This window comes from Geomicrobium sp. JCM 19037 (genome assembly GCF_000698105.1).
Taxonomy (GTDB): Bacteria; Bacillota; Bacilli; order Bacillales; family Marinococcaceae; genus Geomicrobium_A.
This window is the reverse complement of record NZ_BAWZ01000005.1, coordinates 19957-41277: the sequence shown is the minus strand read 5'-3', so window position 1 is coordinate 41277 and position 21321 is coordinate 19957. Positions and strand designations below refer to the sequence as shown.

Here is a 21321-nt window from a genome sequence, read left to right as displayed (position 1 = left end):
TTGAAGTGACGAACAACGAAGTTGTCAAAGTGATATGCACTTCAACAGTCAATAGGTAGGCGTTTGCCCGCAAAGACCGATCTCGGTCATACGATTCAGTGAATTTCTTTCGTTCCACTTATAGAGAAGTATTTCTGAACAAACACTACCTCAACATTGGTAGAGAGCAGGTACAAGTTCTCCTCCCTAGAACTCCAACACCATCAGCGGAATTCAGGAATGAGTAGACCTCATCAACCCCTTATATTCCGGTCCAAGAACCCGAACGATAGCGAAAAATGTCTCCACCTCTACCCCGTTGCGTAATTAAAAAAGCGGATGTCTACTATGAGACATCCGCTCCTTTGATGGGGCTCTTTCTTTACGGGTTGGTTGCCCATAACCCTGCTGTTTTCACAAATACTCTTGGGTGCAATTTCAACTGCGCAGTAATTAGCTCCGCTAAGTCCTCTGGCTGCATCGCTTTTTCTGGATTCCCATCGGTAAGATTGTTTTCTATGGCTAAGTCAGTAGCAACTGTACTCGGTGTGAGCGCGGATACACGAACGTTATGCTTTCGCACTTCGAGCATGAGTGATTCGGTGAGTCCCATGACTGCATACTTAGAGGCGCTATACGCACTCGTCGCTGGTGCACCTTTCGTACCTGCTGTTGAGGAAATATTGATGATGTCTCCTGCTTGTTTCTCGATCATATCTGGAAGCACAATGCGCGTCGCATTGTATACACCTTTCAAGTTCACGTCAATGATCTCTTGCCATTCTTCTGGAGTAAGTCTAAAAAGCCACCAAACTTTCCAATTCCAGCATTATTAATAAGAATATCAATCGTCCCGAGATCATTTTTAATGTGCGAAAAGGCTTCTTCCATTGCGTTTAGGTCACTCACATCGGCTGAGGCGGCAGAAACGTTAACGTCGTATTGCTTTAGTTCTTCAGCCGTTTTTTCTAAGTTTTCAAGAGAGCGCCCAATTAACCCTACATGGATGCCTTCTTTTGCAAAAGCAATCGCAGTTGCACGGCCAATGCCTCGTCCTGCCCCTGTAATCACTGCTGTTTTATTCGTTAATGTTTGCATTGTTTCAACCCCTTTGTATTTCTTGCGAACCACAGTGTACCCTAGTTTTGGCGGTTTTGTCTAAAATCATGCTTACCGTGGGTTCGTTGCCCATAGCTCGGATTGTTTCACGAACATGCGAGGATGTAACATGAGCTGAGTAACAATCACATCGGCTACATCTTCGGCTTGCATAAATGCGTCCTCTGTATTTTCCTCAGGCTCACTGCCGCCAAATCCAGTAATGACTTTACTCGGATTGATCGTTTGTACACGAATGTTGTGTGGACGCATCTCTTGCATTAACGCTTCTGACAACCCTCTTAATGCGAATTTAGATGCACTGTATACACTTGATCCTTTCGTTCCCCGTAGACCAGACGTTGACGCAATGTTGACAATGTCCCCACGGTTCTTCTCAATCATGCCTGGCAGTACCGCTTGTGTTACCCGGAATACACCTTTCACATTAACATTTAAAATGTCTTCCCAATCTGACTCGGTCAGTTCAAGAAACGGGGATGATTTTCCTGCGCCTGCATTGTTAATGAGAATATCGACGTCGCCAATGCTTGCTTTAATGCGAGCAACAGCGGCTTCAACGGACGTTGCTTCGCCAACATCCATGACTTCTGTTACAACGTTCACTTCATAAGTTTCGAGCAAAGAAGCGGTTTTAAGCAGCTTGTCCTCTGTTCGTCCAACTAGAACAACGTGAACCCCTTCTTCAGCAAGCCGTTTTGCAACGGCTTGCCCAATCCCTGAACCTGCTCCTGTGATGAGTGCTTTTCTTCCTTGTAAGCTTTGCATGAAACTCTCCTCCTTAAAATGAAAAGGCTTGCGGAGTTCGCAAGCCTTTTATGATTGTACGTGCTTCATGATTCGGTACATGCCGAGAAATAGATTGATTTGCGCCAAACTGAAGAAGATAATCCACAATAGGCTTCCGAAATACATGATGACTGCTGAGACAATCGTCAACATCACGGCTGTTATAAATGGCAGTAGTACCGTTTTATCTTTAAAAATCTCTTTCATTTTGTTCTCCTTATTGCCATAGCTTGTACACAGCTTGTGTACCGCTGTTTTCTTCCCCTTTCAAAGCGAGCTCGTCATAGAGACGCTTCGCAAGTCGAAGTCCCGGTAAGTCATGGTCCATGGACTCTAGCTCTTCAAGTGCTACGTCCATATCTTTAATGAAATGCTTCACATAAAAGCCAGGCTCAAAATCTCCATTCAGCATTCGTGGGGCTAGGTTGTTTAGCGTCCAACTGCCACCAGCCCCCGAAGAGATGGTGGAAAGTACCTTTTGTTCATCCAGACCTGCTTGCTTTGCATAACCAAGCGCTTCAGCCGCACCAATCATACTTGCAGCAACCGCAATTTGGTTGCACATTTTCGCATGTTGGCCGCTCCCTGCCGGTCCGTGTCGTTGAATGTTGCTGCCCATCACTTCAAAGAGAGGAAGAGAAGCGTCATACACGTCTTCATCGCCACCGACCATAATTGTAAGTGCGCCATTTCTCGCACCCACGTCACCACCAGATACAGGTGCATCCAGAGCAGCACACCCTCGCTCCTTTGCCGCTTTTTCAATTTTAACAGCTAATGATGGTTTGGAGGTAGTCATATCAATGAACGTTGTGTGTGCATTAGCTGAATTCAACAACCTTCTGTGCCAAAATAAATATCTTCGACATCTTTAGGGTACCCAATCATCGTAATGACAACATCAACATCTTGGGCCAGTGCTTGGACAGAATCTTTCCAAGTTGCACCACCATTAACGAGCTCGTCTGCTTTTGACGGCGTCCGAGTGTAAACACTTACGTCAAAACCCGCATCCATCAAGTGTTTTGTCATGCTTTTACCCATCACACCGATTCCGATAAATCCAACCTTCTTCATGCTACCCCTCCGATTATTCAGTAGATTACGACGATTGCGTTGTTGAGCGCGCCCGAACCCGGGCGCGCTTCCTTACGTGACAATGATCGGTTCATCTTGTGTAACGATAATCGTATGTTCTTTTTGAGCGACGTATCCTCGTTCTTTTGTAAGCAACGTCCATCCATCGTCTTTTTCATAGATCTCTTCAGCCTTAGTCGATACAAACGGTTCATAAGCGATAACAGAACCATTCGTGAAAACTTCTTTATCCCACGGTATATAGTAGTTAAAAATATGATCAGGTTCATCGCGCAAGGAAGAACCTACACCGTGACCCGTGAGGTTTTTGATCACTGTATACCCAAGTTTTTTTGCTGTACGGTGAACAGCGCGACCTACACCGTTCATTTTCGCTCCAGCTTTAAACTTCTGAAGACCCGCATCAAATACAACATCCGTCGCCTTCAGCAGCTGTTCCAACTCTTCACTCTTCGTCTCCCCAGCAATCAATGACTTTCCAGTATCCACCCAATAGTCGTTATACGCTCCGGACACGTCGATATTTACGAGCTCTCCGTCTTGGATGACTCGATCACCAGGAATGCCATGAGCCACTTCTTCATTTACACAGATGCACGTGTAGCCTGGGAAGTTGTACGTACTGATCGGTGCAGAAATGGCACCGTACTTTTTGAACATTCGCTCGGCTATTTCATCTAACTGTTTTGTCGTGATGCCTGGTTTAGTGTGGGCAATCATTTCATCTCTAATTTCTGAGATGACTTTCCCTGCTTCTTTTAGTCCGTGTATATCTTTCTTAGATGTCGCAATCATCGACCGGTCTCCTTTATTCATCGCTGTGGACTATTGTATCCTATCCGTTCATTTGCAAACAACTGATGCGATTACAAACGATACACATGTCACCAACGATGAATCTTTTGTATTCGATTTAGATTCTCTCGTACACTTCGTCAGGTCCGGTCCTCTTCTCGCATCTTGATTTAGTGCATCGATGCGATGCATGTCTTGTTCTGTTAATTGAAAGTCGTAAATGTTCGTATTTTCATAAATTCGTGTTGGCGTCACTGATTTCGGAATGATGACCGAGTCTTGTTGCAAATGCCAGCGTAATGCCACTTGTGCGGCGGATTTATTGTGATTCTTTGCAATCTCTTGAAGAACGGGATCTTCAAGGACAATTCCCCGTCCGATTGGACTCCACGCTTCAAACACAATATCTTGCTCATCCATGTAATCTTTTAGTGCGTATTGCGTCAAGTATGGGTGGCATTCCACTTGGTTAATCATCGGTTTGACGTTTGCTTTCGTAGCTAACCGTTCCAAGTGATCAACTTGATAGTTGCATACGCCAATGGCTCTTACTGTACCTTCATCATACAATCGCTCTAGTGCTTTCCACGTATCGAACAGATGCTGTCTACTCGGCCAATGCACGAGTAAAAGATCTAAACGATCCAGCTGCATCTCGTTCATCGAACGTTCAAACGACTGGAGCGTGTTGTCATACCCTTGATGATCATTGTGTATTTTCGTTGTCATAAATACGTCGTTAATCGACGGTGATGTTCCTCTAAGTTGCTCAGCAATTAGCCGTTCATTCTCATAGAGTTGAGCCGTATCAAAAGATCGGTAACCAGCATCAATAGCCGTTGTAATCGCGGTCTCTGCCTCTGAAGGTTCATTAATGAGATAAACCCCAAAACCGTGCTGCGGCATCATGACGCCGTTATGAAAACGAACAACATCTTTCATTGATTCATTCGACATTAATCAACCCTCCTCTAATCATCGATATACTCTTCATTATATCTTTCTTCGCCTTTAGATTCCAAGCATGTTCTTCTCAATTTTTGGAAATACTAACATTAAATCATTTAGGAGGCATGGTCATGTTTAAACCGATCTTGTTCACCGCTACTCTATTACTGACCACAATTGTCGCAACACACAACACTGAGGACACTGGCGTTTCCATACATAAGGCACAATCAGAAGAAACCGCACGATTAATCGAAATGATTGACAGTTCTTTTGAACAACCTGTACCTGATTCCCCAACCAAAGCCGCGAAGGTTTTTCTTTCAACTCTCTCACCTGAAGACCAGCATCGTGTTCAGCTTGATTTCAAGGAAGAGACAGTGATGAATTGGGATAATGCGCCTCTTCATGAAGAAACGAGAAATGGCGCTTCTTTTCATGAGCTAAATGCAGAAAATATTCGTGCCGCATTACAGCTCATTCGCTCCACACAAAGTGAAGAGGGGTACAAACAGCTTACAGACGTAATGAAAGCCGATGCGTTTTTGCACACCGACAATACCGATGATACTCTCGGTGCTGGGCTTTATTCGATTTCCATACATGGAACCCCTTCTGATGATGATGTTTGGATGCTGCAATTTAGCGGTCATCACCTTGCAAAGAACATCGTTATTCACGAGAACGTCGCTCATGTTACCCCTCAATTTCTCGGGGTAGAACCCGGTCAGTTTACGTGGTGGGACGGGGTGACTTATGAACCCCTTCACGATGAAAAAAACAGCCTACAGACGTTATTTGATTCTTTAAGTGAGGAGCAAATCGATGCGGCAAAACTCGGAGAGCTACATGAAGATATTGTTCTAGGTCCAGAGAAAGACAACAGCTTCCCAGAAAAAATGGGAATCGCATACAGCGCGCTTTCCGCTCAGCAGCAGGAACTCTTTAAAGACGTAGTGACTACTTGGACAGCCGCTTCTCCTGAAAGTGAAACCGTAAATGCTTACCTCGAAGAAGTTGCGCTTAATGAAACAACTATTGCTTGGTCTGGTCACTCTGACATGAATGAACCTAGTGCTTACGCAAGAATTGATGGTCCAAGAGTATGGCTAGAGTGGTCTGCAAAAGAAGGAGCTTCTAACGCTAGCGATCCTCATTTTCACACGGTTTGGCGGGATAAACAGTTTGATTATGCTGGAGAGTTTGTGGACTAATCGTCCATCCACCTTCAGCTTTGTCTAAACGATACAATGCCGGCATCGGCATGTTCAGCCAATGTCGGTAATTGTATGCCCGATCGAAAGAATAGAGCAACAGGGTGAGAATGTTTCCGTGTGTTGAAATGAGTGTCGAGCCGGTTTGTGCGTGTGCAAAAAAACCATCAACAATACGACTTGTGCCTACTTCATTGGATTCACCGTCAGGAAATGAGAATGATGGTTCTGCCACATCTGCTTGACTACTTCAGTAAAATTTTCAATATAGCCTTTTCTGATAAGACGTTCTCGAAACCGCTCATCGCAAGTAATCGGCAACCCTTTCTTTTCCGCAACAGTTTCAACCGTTTGAACCGCTCTTCGGTAAGGGCTAGACACAATCGCTGTAATTGAAATCCCTTCAAAATAATCAGCGAGGAGCTGGCGCTCTTTCATTCCTCTTTCCGATAGTTCACGCGTTCGTTCATCGGCTTGATAATTAGCATGCGCATGACGAACAAGGTAGATTGTCTGATCCATTTCTATGCCTCCATAGCGATATTCATGATAGAATATACTGTATATTTCGCTTTCATTGATTGCAAGGAGGAACTTCTTTTGATTTTGATACACCCGATCTATTCAACAACCAAGTCTTCATTAAAAAGCATTAACTTTTACATCATTGAGACGGATCGGGATCTTTTACTGCTCGATGCGGGCTATCCTACAGAAACATGTTGGGATGATTTACAAAGTGAATTGCATCGCTTAGGCTACGAAGTTACGGATTTGAGCGCAATTCTACTTACTCACCACCACCCTGATCATGTCGGACTCGTAAATACCATTAGAGGCAAAGTGGAAATCCCTTTATATGTTCATGAAAAGTCTACACCACGATTGCGACGTGAGCCGAACTTTATGGACATGCGCATCGCTTTCTATGAACAACTCTATCGTGAATCTGGTTGTGGTGACGTTGGCAAGGAGCAAATTCAACATCTGCTCGCGTCATTAGATGCGAATGCCAGTCAAGCCATTGACGGGGAATTGACGTATGTGGATGTGGAGCAATCACTTTTTGGATTTGAGGTGTTAGAAGTGCCAGGTCATTCACCCGATCAGATTGCCTTTCAATATCGCGATTTGCTCATCAGTGGTGATTTGCTCATTGGCCATATATCCAGTAATGCGATTGTTGAACCAAACGAGGATGGAGAACGGATCCAAGCACTTAGTCAACACGTGCAGTCATTGCAAAAAATTGCAAACACGAATGTGAATACGGTTCATCCCGGTCATGGTTCAGTAATCACTGACCCTAAAGCGCTCATTCACGAACGGCTTGAAGGGGTCAAAAGAAAAACTGACGCCATTCGCGATTTGCTTTACACATCACAACAAACAGCTAGTGACGTGGCAAAGCAAATGTACGAGAAGCGTTACAAGAGCCAATTCCCCCTCGTCATGTCAGAAATCATTGGTCATTTGGATTATATGGAGCAATTGCACATGGTTGATAAGGAGTATAAGCACGGTGTGTACATGTACTCTGCCCGTTAATCAATTCAAAGCTTGTCAACGTATCGGCTTTAGCTAGGCTGAAAGTTTTTACTTTCGAAATGCAAATGCCTGCCGCCTGTTATTCAGGGGGCAGGGCATTTATTATTTAAGATTCGAGCACTTTTAATGACTCCCGGTTAAATGCGGGTAAATCATCTGGTGTTCGACTCGTGACAAGATTTCCTTGGCAAACGACAACTTCTTCATCTTTAAAGTTTGCGCCTGCGTTTTTTAAGTCCGGTACGATCGGTTTCACACCAGTTACAGTTCTTCCTTTTAATACGTCTGCATTAATGAGCAGTTGTGGACCGTGGCAAATGGCCATAATCGGTTTTCCTGCATCTGCGAATGCTTTCGTAAAATCAACAAAACGGTCATCGCCACGCAAGATGTCTGGTGAAAATCCTCCAGGTAAGAGCAACGCATCAAATTGCTCTGGCGAAACGTCGTCAATGCCTTTGTCGATTGTCACTTTCGTTCCATCTTTCTTGCCAGTCACTTCATTGCCTGCTTTTTTCTCTATCGTTACAATTTCATGTCCTGCTTGTTCAAGGTTTTTGGCTGGATCTGTAAACTCACTGTCTTCAAAAAGATCTGTGATGAGTACTGCTACTTTCTTTGCCATTGTATAATCAACCTTTCTATGCATGATCGGTTAAAGGCTACTGCCTTATTAGTCATGTCCTTCCCTGAACATACAACTCTTAAACAATTGATTTATCAAAAGTAAATTGATAACGTTTCATTATACATGGATAGCAAATCTATCATGAAAGTTAGCAATATTCACTGAAAATGAATTGACTTGGGCGTCTACTTCCATTATTGTAATACTATCAAGACGCCATTTTCTCAATATTCTCATTAAAAACACACTCCATGACGAGAAAGGAGGAAACAATGACTTGCTTCAATTTATAGGAAAGCGCTTTCTTTGGCTACTCGTGACATTATGGGTCATCATTACAATTACTTTTGTTCTGATGCAACTAGCACCCGGCAGCCCACTAGATGTTGATGATGTCGGCATGTCGGAACAAGCTCGTGAGAATATGATGGCACATTATAACTTAGACCAACCCGTGATTATGCAATACTTTACGTACTTAACGAACGCCGTCACGTTTGATTTCGGACCGTCGATGGTCACGCGTTCAAGAGAAGTCAACGATATGCTCATTAGCGGTTTTCCTGCATCGTTGCAGCTCGGGTTTGTGACGTTAATGTTTGCGGTGATTTCAGGCATCATTCTTGGTGTTCTCGCTGCGCTTCGACACAACCGAATGATAGATTATGCAACCATGTTTATTGCAATTATTGGAATATCAATTCCGAACTTTATTCAAGCTATGTTATTCATCCAGTACATAAGCACACAATTTGACTTCTTTCCAACCGCTCAGTGGGGTACGTGGCGGCATATGATTTTACCCGCACTTGCACTTTCTTCTGGACCGATGGCCATTATTGCCCGGATGACTCGTTCCAATATGCTCGAAGTGTTAACCGAAGATTACATTCGTACGGCAAAGGCGAAGGGCTTATCTGCTTGGCAAATCGTCGTAAAGCATGCGTTAAGGAATGCTTTACTTCCCGTCATCACCATTCTTGGTGTACTTGTAGCGAGTATTTTCACAGGAAGTTTTGTCGTTGAAAGAATTTTTGCAATTCCGGGCGTAGGTCAATATTTTGTCGACAGCATTACGAACCGAGATTATCCGATGATTATGGCGACAACGATTATTTACAGTACGATTTTTATCGTCATGATGTTTATCGTTGATGTTGTTTACGGCATTATCGACCCAAGAATACAACTTCATAAGAAGGAGGAATAACATGGAATCAAAGCGTAAGGAAACAAGCCCTTCTCGCGTTCCTGATGACTTGTTTGTTCCTCTTCCGAAAGAACAACAGGTCGATACTAGGCAGCAAAAAGGCGATAGTTATTGGCGAGATGTAATGGGACGGTTATTTTCAAACAAACTGGCGACACTCGGTTTAATTCTCATTATCCTTCTCTCCATTATGGCAATTATTGGTCCGTGGCTAACGGAACATACTTATCGCTCTCAATCCATTTTGGAATCGAATACTTCACCTAATGGCACGTATTGGTTCGGTACTGACGAGCTAGGGCGAGATGTGTTTACGCGGGTTTGGTACGGTGCACGTGTGTCCTTATTTATTGGACTCGCCGCTGCCGTCATCGAATTTATTATCGGTGTTACGTACGGAGGAATTTCAGGCTACCGCGGTGGACGTGTAGACAATGTCATGATGCGTATTGTTGATGTGCTTTACGGGCTACCGTACTTGCTCGTTGTTGTACTTCTCATGGTTGTGATGGGTCCTGGATTGTTTACAATTATTGTCGCCCTTTCTATTACTGGCTGGATCGGGATGGCTCGACTCGTCAGAGGGCAAGTGTTGCAACTCAAATCATCTGAATACGTCCTTGCATCAAGGGTACTCGGCGGTAGCAACTCAAGGATTATTCGCAAGCACCTCTTGCCGAATACGTCCGGCCCGATTATCGTTTCGATGACCCTCACGATTCCATCAGCGATTTTTGCTGAAGCGTTTCTTAGCTTTTTAGGTTTAGGCGTTCAAGCACCTGTAGCAAGTTGGGGGACGATGGCCAATGATGCATTAGGGGTCATTCAAACCGGTTATTGGTGGCGATTGTTTTTCCCGGCCTTCTTTATATCATTAACGATGTTTGCGTTTAACGTATTCGGTGACGGATTACGTGATGCACTCGACCCTAAGATGAGGAAGTGAAACTATGGCTGATCGAACGAATCCGGAATTGCTTCTAGAAGTAGACAACCTACACGTTTCCTTCTCCACAAAGCGCGGGGAGGTCCAAGCGGTTAGAGGCGTTAGTTTTTCCCTATCAAAGGGCGAAACACTTGCTATCGTTGGCGAATCAGGCTGTGGTAAAAGCGTCACCGCGCAGAGCATCATGCGCTTGATCGCACAACCTCCAGGCAAATATAAAGAGGGAAGCATTCGATACAAAGGCAAAGAATTGACAACATTGTCGGAGAAAGAAATGCAAAAACTTCGTGGACTCGAAATGGGCATGATTTTTCAAGATCCGATGACTTCCTTAAACCCGGTCATTACCGTCGGTGAGCAAATCCGTGAAGGGCTTATGAGACACCAAAAGATCTCTAAAGCAGATGCAACGAAAGAAGCCATTGAAATGCTTCAACTCGTCGGCATTGCTGACCCAGAAAAACGAATGAAACAGCACCCTCATCAATTTAGCGGTGGGATGAGGCAGCGCCTCATGATTGCGATGGCGCTTGTTTGTAAGCCAGATATCCTCATTGCTGATGAACCGACAACCGCGTTGGATGTCACCATCCAAGCACAGATCATTGATCTTTTCAAAGAAATACAACGTAAAACTGGCGTTGCGATCATTATTATTACTCATGATCTAGGGGTTGTTGCGCAAATTGCCGATCGCATTTGCGTCATGTACGCTGGCAAGATTGCTGAGACCGGGACGAGTGCTACTGTTTTCCAGCAACACCAACATCCATACACTGAAGGCATCTTAAAATCGGTCCCCCGTCTTGACGGTGACCGAGACCAGCCGCTAATTCCAGTGCCGGGCACCCCACCAAACCTCATGAATCCACCAGAAGGTTGTCCGTTTTATTTTCGTTGTGAGTATGCCATGAAAGTGTGTAAAGAGCACGCTCCACCAGAGTCAGACCTCGGGCATGATCATTATGTCCACTGTTGGTTGCAAGATGCGCGCGCTCACTCTATACAAGCAAGTCGTCAACACACATAACTAAGGGGGAATTTGTATGAAAAGGAAATGGTTTGTTTTACTATTCGCAATGCTTCTCAGCATGGTACTTCTTCTCGCTGCATGTTCAGGTGAGGAAACCGATTCTGACGGAGACGATACGTCAACAGACGATGGCGAATCAGAGGCTGATGATGCCGCTGATGATGTTGGCGACAATGTGCTCGTCATGAACAATGGTCAAGAGCCAACGTCTCTTGATCCACCGATTGGTAACGATGAGTATTCTTATACGATCCTCAACAACACAGGTGAAGGCCTCACCCGCCTGGCACAAGACGAAGCTGTTCCTGAACCTGCGATGGCAGAAGATTGGGATGTATCAGATGATGGATTAACGTATACATTCTATATTCGCGACGGGGTCGAGTGGTCAAACGGTGAACCTGTAACTGCCCACGACTTTGAATATTCGTTTAAGCGTTTAGCTGACCCTGACACAGCGTCTGGGGCTGCCCAACATTCTTACTGGATTGCCGGTGCTGAAGCATTTAACGCTGGAGAAGGTGACGAAGAAGACGTTCAAGTAACAGCGATTGACGAACAAACGTTGGAAGTTGTAATGGAAAACCCTACTGACTTCTTCCCTTCAATCACTGCGATGCCACAACTTTTCCCTGTACATCAAGAGACGGTTGAAGATGATGCAAACTGGCAGGAAGCATCGATACGATCGTAACAAACGGTCCGTTCAACATGGTAGAGTGGGACCACGACGTTCGAATTGTACTTGAAAAAAATGAAAACTATTGGGATGCAGACAGTGTAAACCTTGACGGTGTGCAGTTTGAAATGGTCGATGATTCTTCCACTGCTTACCAACTCTACGAGGATGGCACATTAGATATTGTCGACATTCCAGCAGACATGATGGAGACGCTTGTTGATAGTGAGGATTCATTCGTAGCCCCTCGTGCTGGAATCGAGTTCCAACGATTTGATGTGAATGAAGAACCGTTCCATAACAAAAAAATTCGCCAAGCGTTTAACTATGCGATTGATAGTCAAGTGATTGTTGATCAGATTATCCAAGGGAATGAAAACGTTGCTCACGGGTTTGTGGCGTACGGCTTCTTAACGCCCGATGGCGATGACTACCGTGATCATGTTGAAGATTTCTATGCGTATGACCCAGAACGTGCGGTACAACTTTTGGAAGAAGGTATGGCGGAAGAAGGCTATGACGAGTTGCCAACGGTTACGCTTTCTTACAACACTTCTGACCAACACAGTATCGTATCTCAAGCGATGCAAGAGATGTTGTTAACGAACTTAGACATTGATATTGAGCTAGAGAATAGTGAGTGGTCTGTATTCCTAGAAGCTCAACAAAATGTGGACTTACAATACTCTCGCTCTTCGTTCCTCGGTGGTTATAATGATCCGATTAACTTCTTAGACGTATTCACAACGAACAATCCGATGAACCGGACCGATTTCTCAAACGAAGAATACGACGCACTTATCAATGAAAGCTACACAGAAGAAGACCCAGATGCTCGTTTTGAATTGCTTTATGAAGCGGAAGCGATTCTTATGGAAGAAGCTCCAATTGTACCTCTGTACTTCTATAACCATACGTTCTTGTATAAACCTGAAGTAAACGATGTTGTCCGTCATGCTGTAGGGTTCGTAGAACTAAAATGGGCGAGCTTAGACTAATCCTTCATAGGGTGTCCGCATGCGGGCACCCATGCTTTATCCTTCCGTCGGTTTTGTAGATACAAAGAGACTAGGTTAGCAGGTGAAAACATGACAGCGGAAAAACTACTGGAAGTCAAAAATTTAAAAAAGCATTTTCACGTCGGTAAAAATCAAGTTCTAAAAGCCGTGGATGACATTTCCTTTGACATTTATAAAGGAGAGACATTTGTCTTGTCGGTGAATCTGGTTGTGGTAAGTCAACGACCGGAAGAACAATCATTAACTTGTACAACAGCAGTGAAGGTCATGTGCAATTTAACGGTCAAGAAGTGGCTCATATCCGTGGCCGGAAACGAAAAGATTTCAATCAAAAGGTGCAAATGATCTTTCAAGATCCATACGCTTCCCTAAACCCTAGGATGAATGTTGCGATGTGTATCGGTGAAGGCATGGACATCCATAAGTTGTACCCGGGCAAAAAACGTGAGAAGAGAATTCACGAATTACTAGAAACAGTAGGACTGCAAAAAGAACATGCGAGCCGTTATCCACACGAATTTAGTGGTGGGCAACGACAACGGATCGGAATCGCACGTTCTCTTGCTGTAAATCCTGAATTCATCATCGCTGATGAGCCGATCTCAGCGTTGGATGTTTCAGTCCAAGCCCAAGTCGTTAACCTTATGAAAAACTTGCAAAAAGAGCATAACCTGACATATTTGTTTATTGCGCATGATTTAGCAATGGTTAAACATATTAGTGACCGAATTGGTGTGATGTATCTTGGTAATCTCGTGGAAATGACGACGAGTGAAGATTTATATCGAGAGCCATTGCACCCGTATACGAACATCTTGCTATCAGCCATTCCAGTACCTGACCCTTCTATTGAACAAACACGAGATCGAATTATCGTAAAAGGCGAGGTACCGAGTCCTGTCAATCCACCAAGCGGTTGCGTATTCCGTACCCGCTGCCCAGAAGCTATGGACATCTGTTCACAAATGAAACCGGTGTGGCAAGAAGCAAAACCTGGACATTTTGTCGCTTGTCATCTGTATGAGGAGACATCACATGCTCGCTAACTACTGGCACGAAGAAACAACGATCCATGATATTCATGAAGCTTTTCTCGCGGGCACGCTTACAGCTCAGAAGTTAACGATGTACTATATGGAGAGAATTGCACTGTTTGACCAAGATGGACCGTGCATTAACGCTGTGCTTGATATTGCACCAGACGCCCTCACCATTGCAAAAACGTTGGATCAAAAGTTCAAACAATCCGGTCTTACGGGTCCATTGCATGGCATTCCTATACTCGTTAAAGACAACATCCAAACCGGCGATGCGTTGTCTACAAGTGCAGGGACAACTGCACTCAAAGATTGGAAAGCCGCCAATGATGCGTTTCTCGTTAAAAAGCTTCGCAATGCCGGTGCTATCATCCTCGGCAAAGCGAACATGACTGAGCTCGCACACCGCATCGGTAAAGAAGGTATGCCAAACAGCTTTAGTAGCCGGGCAGGGCTTGTTCTTGCCCCTTACGGACCAGATACTTTTGATGTTGGCGGAAGTTCTTCTGGTTCTGCCGCTGCAATCGCCAGCAATTTCGCCGCTGTGAGCATTGGTACAGAAACGTCTGGTTCACTACTCAATCCAGCAGCTAGAAATGCTCTAGTAACCATTAAACCTACGTATGGTCTCATCAGTCGCTCTGGCATCATCCCGCTGTCTTATTCACAAGATGTAGCGGGCCCACTAACACGGACCGTTGCCGATGCAGCGATCGTTCTCGACACGATCGCCGGTGTGGACGTAGATGATCCGACGACGCACGGCGTTCCAGGTTCACCGACAAAATATAGTGAGCACTTGGACGAAGACGGATTGAAAGATAAGCGAATCGGCATCTACCGAGGAGCCATCCCTGAAGATATGACCCCTCATGTGAACGATGTCCTTTATGAATCCATCGTTCAAACGGTTGAATCACTTGGGGCAGAAATCGTTGAAAACATTGATATTCCCGATATTCATAAGCAGATTCCGTCACTACTTCGTTATGAAATTAAACATTCACTCACTACATTTTTTCAAACAGCAACACCACCAACAAACTTTCAAAACTTCGATGAACTGCTCGCTTATTATTTTGAACATGCTTCTGAGCAACCGTATGGGTTTGACAGCTTACTATCCGGTACCGATCGAAAAGAAGAGCTCGCAAACCGGGAATGGCTCTTACAAAAAATCAAGAACGAAGGGTTACATGATGAAGAGAGCATCGAAAACACGATCGCACACTACAACCTGGATGCGATTTTGTTCCCTAGTGCCACTGGATTTGCAGTTGGCGCTCGTGCTGGTCTCCCGTCCGTAGCGATTCCGGCTGGCTTCATGCCAAATGGTCAACCTTTTGGAGTAACCTTTACAGGACGAGCATTTCATGAGCGCACCTTGATTGAAATTGGATCTAGCCTGGAACAGGCGACCCGACTACGTAAGCCACCTGTATTTTCATAACGCATATATCTCTAGACCTTTCTATTGGTCTAGAGTTTTTCGTTCATTAATTTAAAGAAAATTATAAGAACTTATGGCATAATAGAGATATATGCTTTTATACCTACATGTGAGGAGCAATGTGATGAAAAGAACCGTAACAGCCGCCATGGCAATGAGTGCTCTAGCTCTCGTGCCACAAATGACAATTGCCGCAGAATCCCCGACGTTTTTAGATGTGAATGAAAACCACACTCATTATGGAGCAATTGAGAGAGTTGCAGAGTACGGATTTATTAATGGATACTCCGACGGTACATACCAACCTCAAGCGTCCATAAGCCGAGGTCACGTTGCCGTGATTATTGCAAGAGCATTGCAACTTGATCTACCAGATCAAAACACACTGCCAGACAACCTTTTTGCAGACGTTACGAACGAACACCCGCACGCTGCAGCAATTTATGCCGTTCAAGAAGCGGGCATTATGAATGGTCGTGAAGGAAACACAATATTCGCACCTCATCAAGACATATCTCGGGAACAAATGGCTTCGGTTCTCGTGCGAGCTTTTGAACTAGAGCTCATTGTTGAAGGAGGGAATCAGGAACCAATTACCGATATTGACCGAGCAAGCGAAGCCCATCAAGCAAATATCGGAATCCTCTCCCAACACGAGATTACACGAACGAGTGATGGAAACTTCCGACCTCGAGAAAATGTGAGCCGTGGACAATTTGCTACGTTTATTGACCGTTCACTGAGCGTTCAATACACGGAAGCTCTCGGCATTACAAGAGTTCAGCAAATCGACCGAAACACATTTGATGTCCACTATACCGAAACAATTGAGAACTTATCTCCGGATAACTTCTCCTTCACGAACGATCTCGACATATTGGATGCCACACCGATGGATGACATTGCAGTCATTCGCTTAGTGACGACAGACGATACGTTTGGCATTGAATACACACTCTATTATCAAGAAGGTAGGTTGAGTTTTTCGTTTATTGGTAATGGTGGTAGTGACGTCGAAGGCATGATGCCGGTCGGTACATTGATCAGCGATGTAAAAAAGGTAAAAGGCACCCCACGAGTGAAGATTGGTTTATGGGAGGAGCTTACATCTTCTATGACCAAAATGGCTATTTCTATGACGGACTAGCAAACAACCCTACAGTCAATGGTTATTGGATCGGTAACCCAACGACCGATATTTTCGGAGCACATATTGGCATGACTCCTACTGAATTGAATCAACATTTCGGCACAGTTTCAGAAGGTGTGAGGCTAGATAGTGAAGGCGGGATGTACGCCTATAACTATGAAACAGAAGATTATGCACTTACGTTTTACGCAGATGAGCGTGGCGGGAAAACTACAGACGCCATTATTCAAAGTAAAGAACACCGCTAAAGCTAGGTTGTTTCTCTGACCGATGCTTACTCGAGTAAAAACCTTCCTAAAGCACTGTCTATGGGAAGGTTTTTGTTGGTTTACGAGGTGTGCGAAAAACACATCATCGAAATTGGAAATCTTACTATTGAAGATTTCACCTAAAAAATGGCTCGTTTCTAATTAAATCAGCTTAAATAAGTTCAAACGCCAATGACACACACCAATGTCAAAAACGAGCGTCGACCGTTTGGTCAGCGCTCGTCTTTTGGTTGTTCCTCGGCAGTTTCAATCTCGTGATCTTCTGAACTAGCTGGCTCGACATTCTCATCCTTAGTTGATGTTTGTTTTTCTTCTTGCTCAGCATGGAGAAGATCGCGAATTTCTTTGAGATACAGCTCAGTAGCCGTTGGTTCTTCTGGTGCTGGCTCCTCTTCTTCATTAGCGCGCTTCTTCATAAGTTTAGTAGCCACTTTTACAAAAATAAAGATGGCCATAGCGATAATAAAGAAGTCTACAATCGCTTGAATGAACAGGCCGTACTCCACTTGTGCTTCTCCAACACCGATGACGAGTGTCGAAAAGTCCACACCACCAAGAATGACTCCGACGAGTGGCATAATGATATTGTCCACAAGTGCGCTAACAATTTGTTGAAATGCGGTACCGATAACGACAGCGACCGCCAAGTCAATCACATTTCCTTGAGCGATAAAAGCTTTAAATTCTTTCCACATACACGTCTATTTCCTCCACAGCATTTGATTCAGTGTTTATTCTACTCTTTTTTATCGATCACTGCCATTGTACAACGGGATGTGCAGATGAGTTTATCTTGTTCATCGGTAATTTTGATTTCCCAAATCATCGTTGTTCGACCTTTATGTACAGGAATTGCCGTCGCATACACTTCCCCTTCCTGCTTACTGCGAACATGATTTGCATTAATCTCTAACCCGACGGGTATTTTTTTTGACAAGTCGATGTTGATTGCCGTCCCGACCGAAGCAGCTGTTTCGGCCAAAACGACTGACACCCCGCCGTGAAGAATTCCAGCCGGCTGATGCGTTGCTTTTGTAATTGGCATCTTCAAGACGAGCCGGTCAGGATCGGTTTCAATAAACTCGATATTCAAATGGTCAATAATCGTGCCCGAAATACGCCCGTCGATATTTTCAAAATAGTCTTGTCCCACTTTCATTACCACCTTGTTATAATGTGTACTGCTCCGTAACATAGTTGAGAATTCCTGTGCGCTCTAGTTTCTCAACCGGGTAGAGAAACGTTACCGTGACGACCCCTGGGTGTCGGCCAATTTCAATGGAACCGTTCACTGTCGCTCGGTTCATCACCTCGGGGACTGTAATGCCTAAAAACTCGGCAGCACGAGCTAAACCGTTTTCTGTAGCCACATTCAGATCTTCGCCTGTACCGATAAATGAAATGGGCAGACTCTCTTCGAGCTGTTGAGGAATGTTCCACTCCAACGCTAACGCTTCGGCACGCGCCCGCTCGGCTTCATTGATCGGTTTTGCCAAATAAGGCAAATCTTCTTCCACTGGAAGAAGGATGGGGCCAGATGTGTGTACCCCTTTTATCACTTCCACTTGTAATGTAACGATGCCTGAAACATCGGTCGTATGCCCAGCAATCTCCCCATCCCCTTGCATTGCATGCATGTCACCAAGATACACGCCACCACCAGGAACTTTAACAGGGCAAATAATTGTGGCGCCTGCGCGCAACCGGTTTATGTCGAGATGTCCATCGGTACGTTCTTCGAGTTGTTCCTTCGTCACACTGTATTCGTGGGGAGCGTCTACGAGAAAACTGCCAAAGTCACCCGCATTATGTGAATCTGGTAACACTCTTGACGGAGTGGTCCCTAGCTGCCCAAGAAATGGTCGTAATCTGGCAATCATTCCGACAATATCATGAGGAGCAAAAGTGACGACGGGGTTTTGAACGGAATTTTCAGGTTTAGCCATATAGTGCTCACCTTCTCGTGCAATTCTCTCCGCCACTTCCTTATTAACAGTAATTCCGATATCTTTTGTATCATTAAACGTCATCGTATATCCATTCGTAAAGGTGAACGGGGTGACATCTTCACCGCATTCTACGCAACGAATCGCCCCATTGCCAATGCCATCAATCTTCGTGTCTGGGTGGTCCGTACCACAGCCAGGACATTTCGCTGCGACAAAAGGATCACCTAAAAATCGCCCCTCAACTGTCTGATCATTCCCAGAAGATGTGGCAATTGATGTCGGGTGAATTGAAACAATACGAATCGCAATGGCATCACCTACATCCGCTCCTTCTACGTACACCGGCTCGGTCACTTCGTGCCCACCACGTAAGCTCGGTGTAATCATCGGACCCCAACAGCCAGGCGCTGTGTTCGCAACGATATATCCACCACTTTTTACTGGACCGAGCATCTCATTCGACGGATCCAAAAGACCATTTGTGAATGTGTTGACATAAACGGTTTGATGCGCATTCGTATCCTTCATGAATGAACCTCCTGTTTTATGTTACGTATTCTATCGTATTGGTCACATCTTCGACATGAAGCACTTGCCCTGTTTCATCAATCGTCTCAACCGTTCCTTCAATGTCTTCGGAAAGGGGTGAAGTTGCGGTCTCGTAGTATCCGAATACAGTCGTACCTTGCTTTTCTTTTGTATCGGAATCGGTATACGTGAGTTGAGTAACTGAACTAAGCGCAAGTAATGAAGTAATCATTCCTGTTGTCATTTTATTCATGGTCAACCATCCCCTTCTAAAGGTTATACGTTCACTGTACAAGAACGATCTGAAGTTCGTCTGAAGTTGAGGTGAAAAACCATGAAGATTATGTGAAAATAAGCAACTGGAGTGATTCTTACTAAACTATTCGACAAAACTCGTGATTTCCCTTGCACGATTGTGATTAAAAACGATCCACACAGGGAAATGTTGAAACAGTGAGGGAAAGGGTGAAAAGAAGCATGTCTTGGCCTGCAATTGTTTTTTTAAGCATCTTACTTTTAAATATTATTTTTGGCCTTATTATTATTTTTCGAGAACAAAAAAGTGCTCAGGCAACATGGGCATGGTTAATGGTTTTATTTTTTATCCCTGTCATCGGGTTAATCCTTTACTTTATCTTTGGCCGTGAATTAAGAAATAGTTCTTGGAATGAGAATGCGTTGTTCAAAACAAACAGCTTACTTCTCCATCAAAGAGAGGCATTTCAAGAAGACACATTGTACCGGAAGTCACCGAGCATGGACGGCCTGGAAAGCCTTATCTATATGCATCTTACGCACAGTCATGCACCGCTGACATACGCGCAGTCCGTCGACCTTTTGACTGACGGTGACCAAAAGTTCGCTTCCCTTTTCCAAGATATTAAAGACGCGACGAACTACATTCATTTGCAATATTTCTCCATTAATACAGATGAGCTTGGCGATACGCTCATTTCACTGCTCACTGACAAAGCAAAACAAGGCGTACAAGTCATGTTGTTGTACGATGGACTCGGTTCATACAAGATTACGAAGCGCTATTTGCGTGACTATTTAGAAGCAGGCGGTAGGGCACGCGCGTTTTTCCCGCCGCGCTCGATGTTCACGTACGGCAGTTTAAATCACCGAAATCACCGAAAGCTCGGAATTATCGACGGAAAAGTGGGGTACCTTGGCGGATTTAATATCGGGGATAAGTACAACACGGAAGATAGCGCGCTCGGCTATTGGCGAGATTCTCATTTGCGCATGACCGGAAGCGCCGTTCACCATCTGCACGATCAATTTATTTCGGATTGGAATAAAGGAAAGAAGTACAGGTCAAAAGCTTTTGAAGATTATGCCGTTCCGGTCTCCTCATCATTAAAAGGCGGTGTACCGATGCAAATTGTTGCAAGCGGGCCTGGCTTTGAGACCGATCAAGTGAAAAATGGCTTCATCCAAATGATCCAGAATGCGAAGAAATACATTTACATTCAGACGCCCTATTTCATTCCCGATATTGGTTTACTTGATAATTTACGGGTCGCGATTTTAAGTGGGATTGACGTTCGCATCATGATTCCTAACAAGCCCGATCATCCGTTCATTTATTGGGCAACGTACTTTCATATCGGTGAATTACTTCGTCTCGGTGCAACGATTTATATTTATGATCGCGGCTTCCTGCATGCAAAAACGATGGTCGTCGATGACCGAATTAGTACAATTGGAACGACGAACATGGACGTACGCAGTGTGAGTCTTAATTTCGAGGTGAATACGTTTATGTATGACGAAGACATGGCCATAAAAATGAAGTCAACGTTTCAAGATGACATCATCGACTGCCATGAATTAACATTGGAAGAATATGAACAACGCTCCAATTGGGTTCGAATTAAAGAGAACATTGCCAGGCTGCTGTCTCCGTTATTATAAACGAGCAGCAGCC

21 protein-coding genes and 3 pseudogenes are annotated in these 21321 nt (G+C 44.5%); 12 read left to right on the top strand and 12 right to left on the bottom strand.

Features of this window, described 5'->3' with window-relative positions; all coding sequences use genetic code 11:
• Positions 1-361: 361 nt before the first annotated feature.
• From JCM19037_RS04225 to JCM19037_RS04200, 6 genes and pseudogenes are all read right to left on the bottom strand, one after another.
• A pseudogene (locus JCM19037_RS04225) lies at positions 362-1077 on the bottom strand (3-ketoacyl-ACP reductase).
• A 72-nt stretch (positions 1078-1149) separates the two neighbouring features.
• A complete protein-coding gene (locus JCM19037_RS04220) occupies positions 1150-1866 on the bottom strand; it encodes a 3-ketoacyl-ACP reductase (protein WP_042398218.1) in 717 nt (238 codons plus the stop codon).
• Between the two features lie 48 nt (positions 1867-1914).
• Entirely contained in the window at positions 1915-2094 is a 180-nt protein-coding gene (locus tag JCM19037_RS04215; protein WP_042398215.1) for a hypothetical protein, read from the bottom strand.
• A 10-nt stretch (positions 2095-2104) separates the two neighbouring features.
• Positions 2105-2964 (bottom strand): annotated as a pseudogene (locus JCM19037_RS04210) (NAD(P)-dependent oxidoreductase).
• A gap of 72 nt (positions 2965-3036) precedes the next feature.
• On the bottom strand, positions 3037-3780 hold the full coding sequence (gene map, locus JCM19037_RS04205) for a type I methionyl aminopeptidase (protein WP_042398212.1): 744 nt from the start codon (positions 3778-3780) through the stop codon (positions 3037-3039).
• Positions 3781-3828: 48 nt separating this feature from the next.
• Positions 3829-4737 carry an aldo/keto reductase gene (locus tag JCM19037_RS04200; protein ID WP_081829047.1) on the bottom strand — a complete coding sequence of 303 codons (909 nt, stop codon included), beginning with the start codon at positions 4735-4737 and terminating at the stop codon, positions 3829-3831.
• Positions 4738-4859: 122 nt separating this feature from the next.
• Here JCM19037_RS04200 and JCM19037_RS04195 point away from each other — a divergent pair, with 122 nt between their 5' ends.
• Positions 4860-5942 (top strand): DUF3500 domain-containing protein, encoded by a 1083-nt coding sequence (locus JCM19037_RS04195; protein WP_052363525.1) that lies wholly within the window; start codon positions 4860-4862, stop codon positions 5940-5942.
• A 186-nt stretch (positions 5943-6128) separates the two neighbouring features.
• Here the strand turns inward: JCM19037_RS04195 and JCM19037_RS04190 are convergent, their stop codons facing one another.
• Positions 6129-6464, bottom strand: a complete 336-nt coding sequence (locus JCM19037_RS04190; protein ID WP_052363524.1) for a histidine phosphatase family protein — start codon at positions 6462-6464, stop codon at positions 6129-6131.
• A 78-nt stretch (positions 6465-6542) separates the two neighbouring features.
• On the opposite strand from JCM19037_RS04190, the gene JCM19037_RS04185 reads away from it, so the two are divergent.
• Positions 6543-7490: an MBL fold metallo-hydrolase gene (locus tag JCM19037_RS04185; RefSeq protein WP_042398209.1), complete on the top strand. Its 948-nt coding sequence runs from the start codon at positions 6543-6545 to the stop codon at positions 7488-7490.
• Positions 7491-7596: 106 nt separating this feature from the next.
• Here JCM19037_RS04185 and JCM19037_RS04180 read toward each other — a convergent pair whose 3' ends face one another.
• Entirely contained in the window at positions 7597-8115 is a 519-nt protein-coding gene (locus JCM19037_RS04180) for a type 1 glutamine amidotransferase domain-containing protein (RefSeq protein WP_042398207.1), read from the bottom strand.
• 280 nt (positions 8116-8395) lie between these two features.
• On the opposite strand from JCM19037_RS04180, the gene JCM19037_RS04175 reads away from it, so the two are divergent.
• From JCM19037_RS04175 to JCM19037_RS04140, 9 genes and pseudogenes are all read left to right on the top strand, one after another.
• On the top strand, positions 8396-9328 hold the full coding sequence (locus JCM19037_RS04175; protein WP_042398204.1) for an ABC transporter permease: 933 nt from the start codon (positions 8396-8398) through the stop codon (positions 9326-9328).
• Position 9329: 1 nt separating this feature from the next.
• On the top strand, positions 9330-10274 hold the full coding sequence (locus JCM19037_RS04170; RefSeq protein WP_042398201.1) for an ABC transporter permease: 945 nt from the start codon (positions 9330-9332) through the stop codon (positions 10272-10274).
• 4 nt (positions 10275-10278) lie between these two features.
• Positions 10279-11304, top strand: coding sequence for an ABC transporter ATP-binding protein (locus tag JCM19037_RS04165; protein WP_042398198.1), 1026 nt, complete (start codon positions 10279-10281; stop codon positions 11302-11304).
• A gap of 16 nt (positions 11305-11320) precedes the next feature.
• Entirely contained in the window at positions 11321-12001 is a 681-nt protein-coding gene (locus JCM19037_RS28185; RefSeq protein ID WP_255357842.1) for an ABC transporter substrate-binding protein, read from the top strand.
• A 17-nt stretch (positions 12002-12018) separates the two neighbouring features.
• Positions 12019-12984 (top strand): peptide ABC transporter substrate-binding protein, encoded by a 966-nt coding sequence (locus tag JCM19037_RS04160; protein WP_255357841.1) that lies wholly within the window; start codon positions 12019-12021, stop codon positions 12982-12984.
• 90 nt (positions 12985-13074) lie between these two features.
• Positions 13075-14051, top strand: a pseudogene (locus JCM19037_RS04155) (ABC transporter ATP-binding protein).
• The gene (locus tag JCM19037_RS04150) at positions 14041-15492 is read left to right on the top strand and encodes an amidase family protein (RefSeq protein WP_042398196.1); all 1452 of its coding nucleotides are present in this window, start codon (positions 14041-14043) and stop codon (positions 15490-15492) included. The pseudogene JCM19037_RS04155 and the gene JCM19037_RS04150 overlap by 11 nt, the downstream one beginning before the upstream one ends.
• Before the next feature lie 124 nt (positions 15493-15616).
• Entirely contained in the window at positions 15617-16639 is a 1023-nt protein-coding gene (locus JCM19037_RS04145) for an S-layer homology domain-containing protein (RefSeq protein ID WP_042398193.1), read from the top strand.
• Positions 16585-16890, top strand: a complete 306-nt coding sequence (locus JCM19037_RS04140; protein ID WP_042398189.1) for a hypothetical protein — start codon at positions 16585-16587, stop codon at positions 16888-16890. Before JCM19037_RS04145 ends, JCM19037_RS04140 begins: the two co-directional genes overlap by 55 nt.
• Before the next feature lie 233 nt (positions 16891-17123).
• Here JCM19037_RS04140 and mscL read toward each other — a convergent pair whose 3' ends face one another.
• From mscL to JCM19037_RS04120, 4 genes are read right to left on the bottom strand one after another with little or no spacing between them, the layout of a single operon-like run.
• Positions 17124-17606: a large-conductance mechanosensitive channel protein MscL gene (gene mscL / locus JCM19037_RS04135; protein WP_081829042.1), complete on the bottom strand. Its 483-nt coding sequence runs from the start codon at positions 17604-17606 to the stop codon at positions 17124-17126.
• A 41-nt stretch (positions 17607-17647) separates the two neighbouring features.
• On the bottom strand, positions 17648-18064 hold the full coding sequence (locus JCM19037_RS04130) for a PaaI family thioesterase (protein WP_304412686.1): 417 nt from the start codon (positions 18062-18064) through the stop codon (positions 17648-17650).
• Between the two features lie 16 nt (positions 18065-18080).
• Positions 18081-19388 (bottom strand): acetamidase/formamidase family protein, encoded by a 1308-nt coding sequence (locus JCM19037_RS04125; protein ID WP_042398184.1) that lies wholly within the window; start codon positions 19386-19388, stop codon positions 18081-18083.
• Positions 19389-19404: 16 nt separating this feature from the next.
• Positions 19405-19641: a hypothetical protein gene (locus tag JCM19037_RS04120; protein ID WP_042398182.1), complete on the bottom strand. Its 237-nt coding sequence runs from the start codon at positions 19639-19641 to the stop codon at positions 19405-19407.
• Between the two features lie 224 nt (positions 19642-19865).
• Here JCM19037_RS04120 and cls point away from each other — a divergent pair, with 224 nt between their 5' ends.
• Entirely contained in the window at positions 19866-21308 is a 1443-nt protein-coding gene (gene cls, locus JCM19037_RS04115; protein ID WP_042398179.1) for a cardiolipin synthase, read from the top strand.
• The last annotated feature ends 13 nt before the right edge of the window (positions 21309-21321 follow it).

What these genes read in the sequence shown, in the direction of transcription:
- JCM19037_RS04220 (WP_042398218.1), bottom strand. Translation starts at nt 1,866, where the DNA reads ATGCAAAGCTTACAAGGAAGAAAAGCACTCATCACAGGAGCAGGTTCA.
- JCM19037_RS04215 (WP_042398215.1), bottom strand. Translation starts at nt 2,094, where the DNA reads ATGAAAGAGATTTTTAAAGATAAAACGGTACTACTGCCATTTATAACA.
- map (WP_042398212.1), bottom strand. Translation starts at nt 3,780, where the DNA reads ATGATTGCGACATCTAAGAAAGATATACACGGACTAAAAGAAGCAGGG.
- JCM19037_RS04200 (WP_081829047.1), bottom strand. Translation starts at nt 4,737, where the DNA reads ATGTCGAATGAATCAATGAAAGATGTTGTTCGTTTTCATAACGGCGTC.
- JCM19037_RS04195 (WP_052363525.1), top strand. Translation starts at nt 4,860, where the DNA reads ATGTTTAAACCGATCTTGTTCACCGCTACTCTATTACTGACCACAATT.
- JCM19037_RS04190 (WP_052363524.1), bottom strand. Translation starts at nt 6,464, where the DNA reads ATGGATCAGACAATCTACCTTGTTCGTCATGCGCATGCTAATTATCAA.
- JCM19037_RS04180 (WP_042398207.1), bottom strand. Translation starts at nt 8,115, where the DNA reads ATGGCAAAGAAAGTAGCAGTACTCATCACAGATCTTTTTGAAGACAGT.
- JCM19037_RS04170 (WP_042398201.1), top strand. Translation starts at nt 9,330, where the DNA reads ATGGAATCAAAGCGTAAGGAAACAAGCCCTTCTCGCGTTCCTGATGAC.
- JCM19037_RS04165 (WP_042398198.1), top strand. Translation starts at nt 10,279, where the DNA reads ATGGCTGATCGAACGAATCCGGAATTGCTTCTAGAAGTAGACAACCTA.
- JCM19037_RS28185 (WP_255357842.1), top strand. Translation starts at nt 11,321, where the DNA reads ATGAAAAGGAAATGGTTTGTTTTACTATTCGCAATGCTTCTCAGCATG.
- JCM19037_RS04160 (WP_255357841.1), top strand. Translation starts at nt 12,019, where the DNA reads ATGGTAGAGTGGGACCACGACGTTCGAATTGTACTTGAAAAAAATGAA.
- JCM19037_RS04150 (WP_042398196.1), top strand. Translation starts at nt 14,041, where the DNA reads ATGCTCGCTAACTACTGGCACGAAGAAACAACGATCCATGATATTCAT.
- JCM19037_RS04145 (WP_042398193.1), top strand. Translation starts at nt 15,617, where the DNA reads ATGAAAAGAACCGTAACAGCCGCCATGGCAATGAGTGCTCTAGCTCTC.
- JCM19037_RS04140 (WP_042398189.1), top strand. Translation starts at nt 16,585, where the DNA reads ATGGGAGGAGCTTACATCTTCTATGACCAAAATGGCTATTTCTATGAC.
- mscL (WP_081829042.1), bottom strand. Translation starts at nt 17,606, where the DNA reads ATGTGGAAAGAATTTAAAGCTTTTATCGCTCAAGGAAATGTGATTGAC.
- JCM19037_RS04125 (WP_042398184.1), bottom strand. Translation starts at nt 19,388, where the DNA reads ATGAAGGATACGAATGCGCATCAAACCGTTTATGTCAACACATTCACA.
- JCM19037_RS04120 (WP_042398182.1), bottom strand. Translation starts at nt 19,641, where the DNA reads ATGAATAAAATGACAACAGGAATGATTACTTCATTACTTGCGCTTAGT.
- cls (WP_042398179.1), top strand. Translation starts at nt 19,866, where the DNA reads ATGTCTTGGCCTGCAATTGTTTTTTTAAGCATCTTACTTTTAAATATT.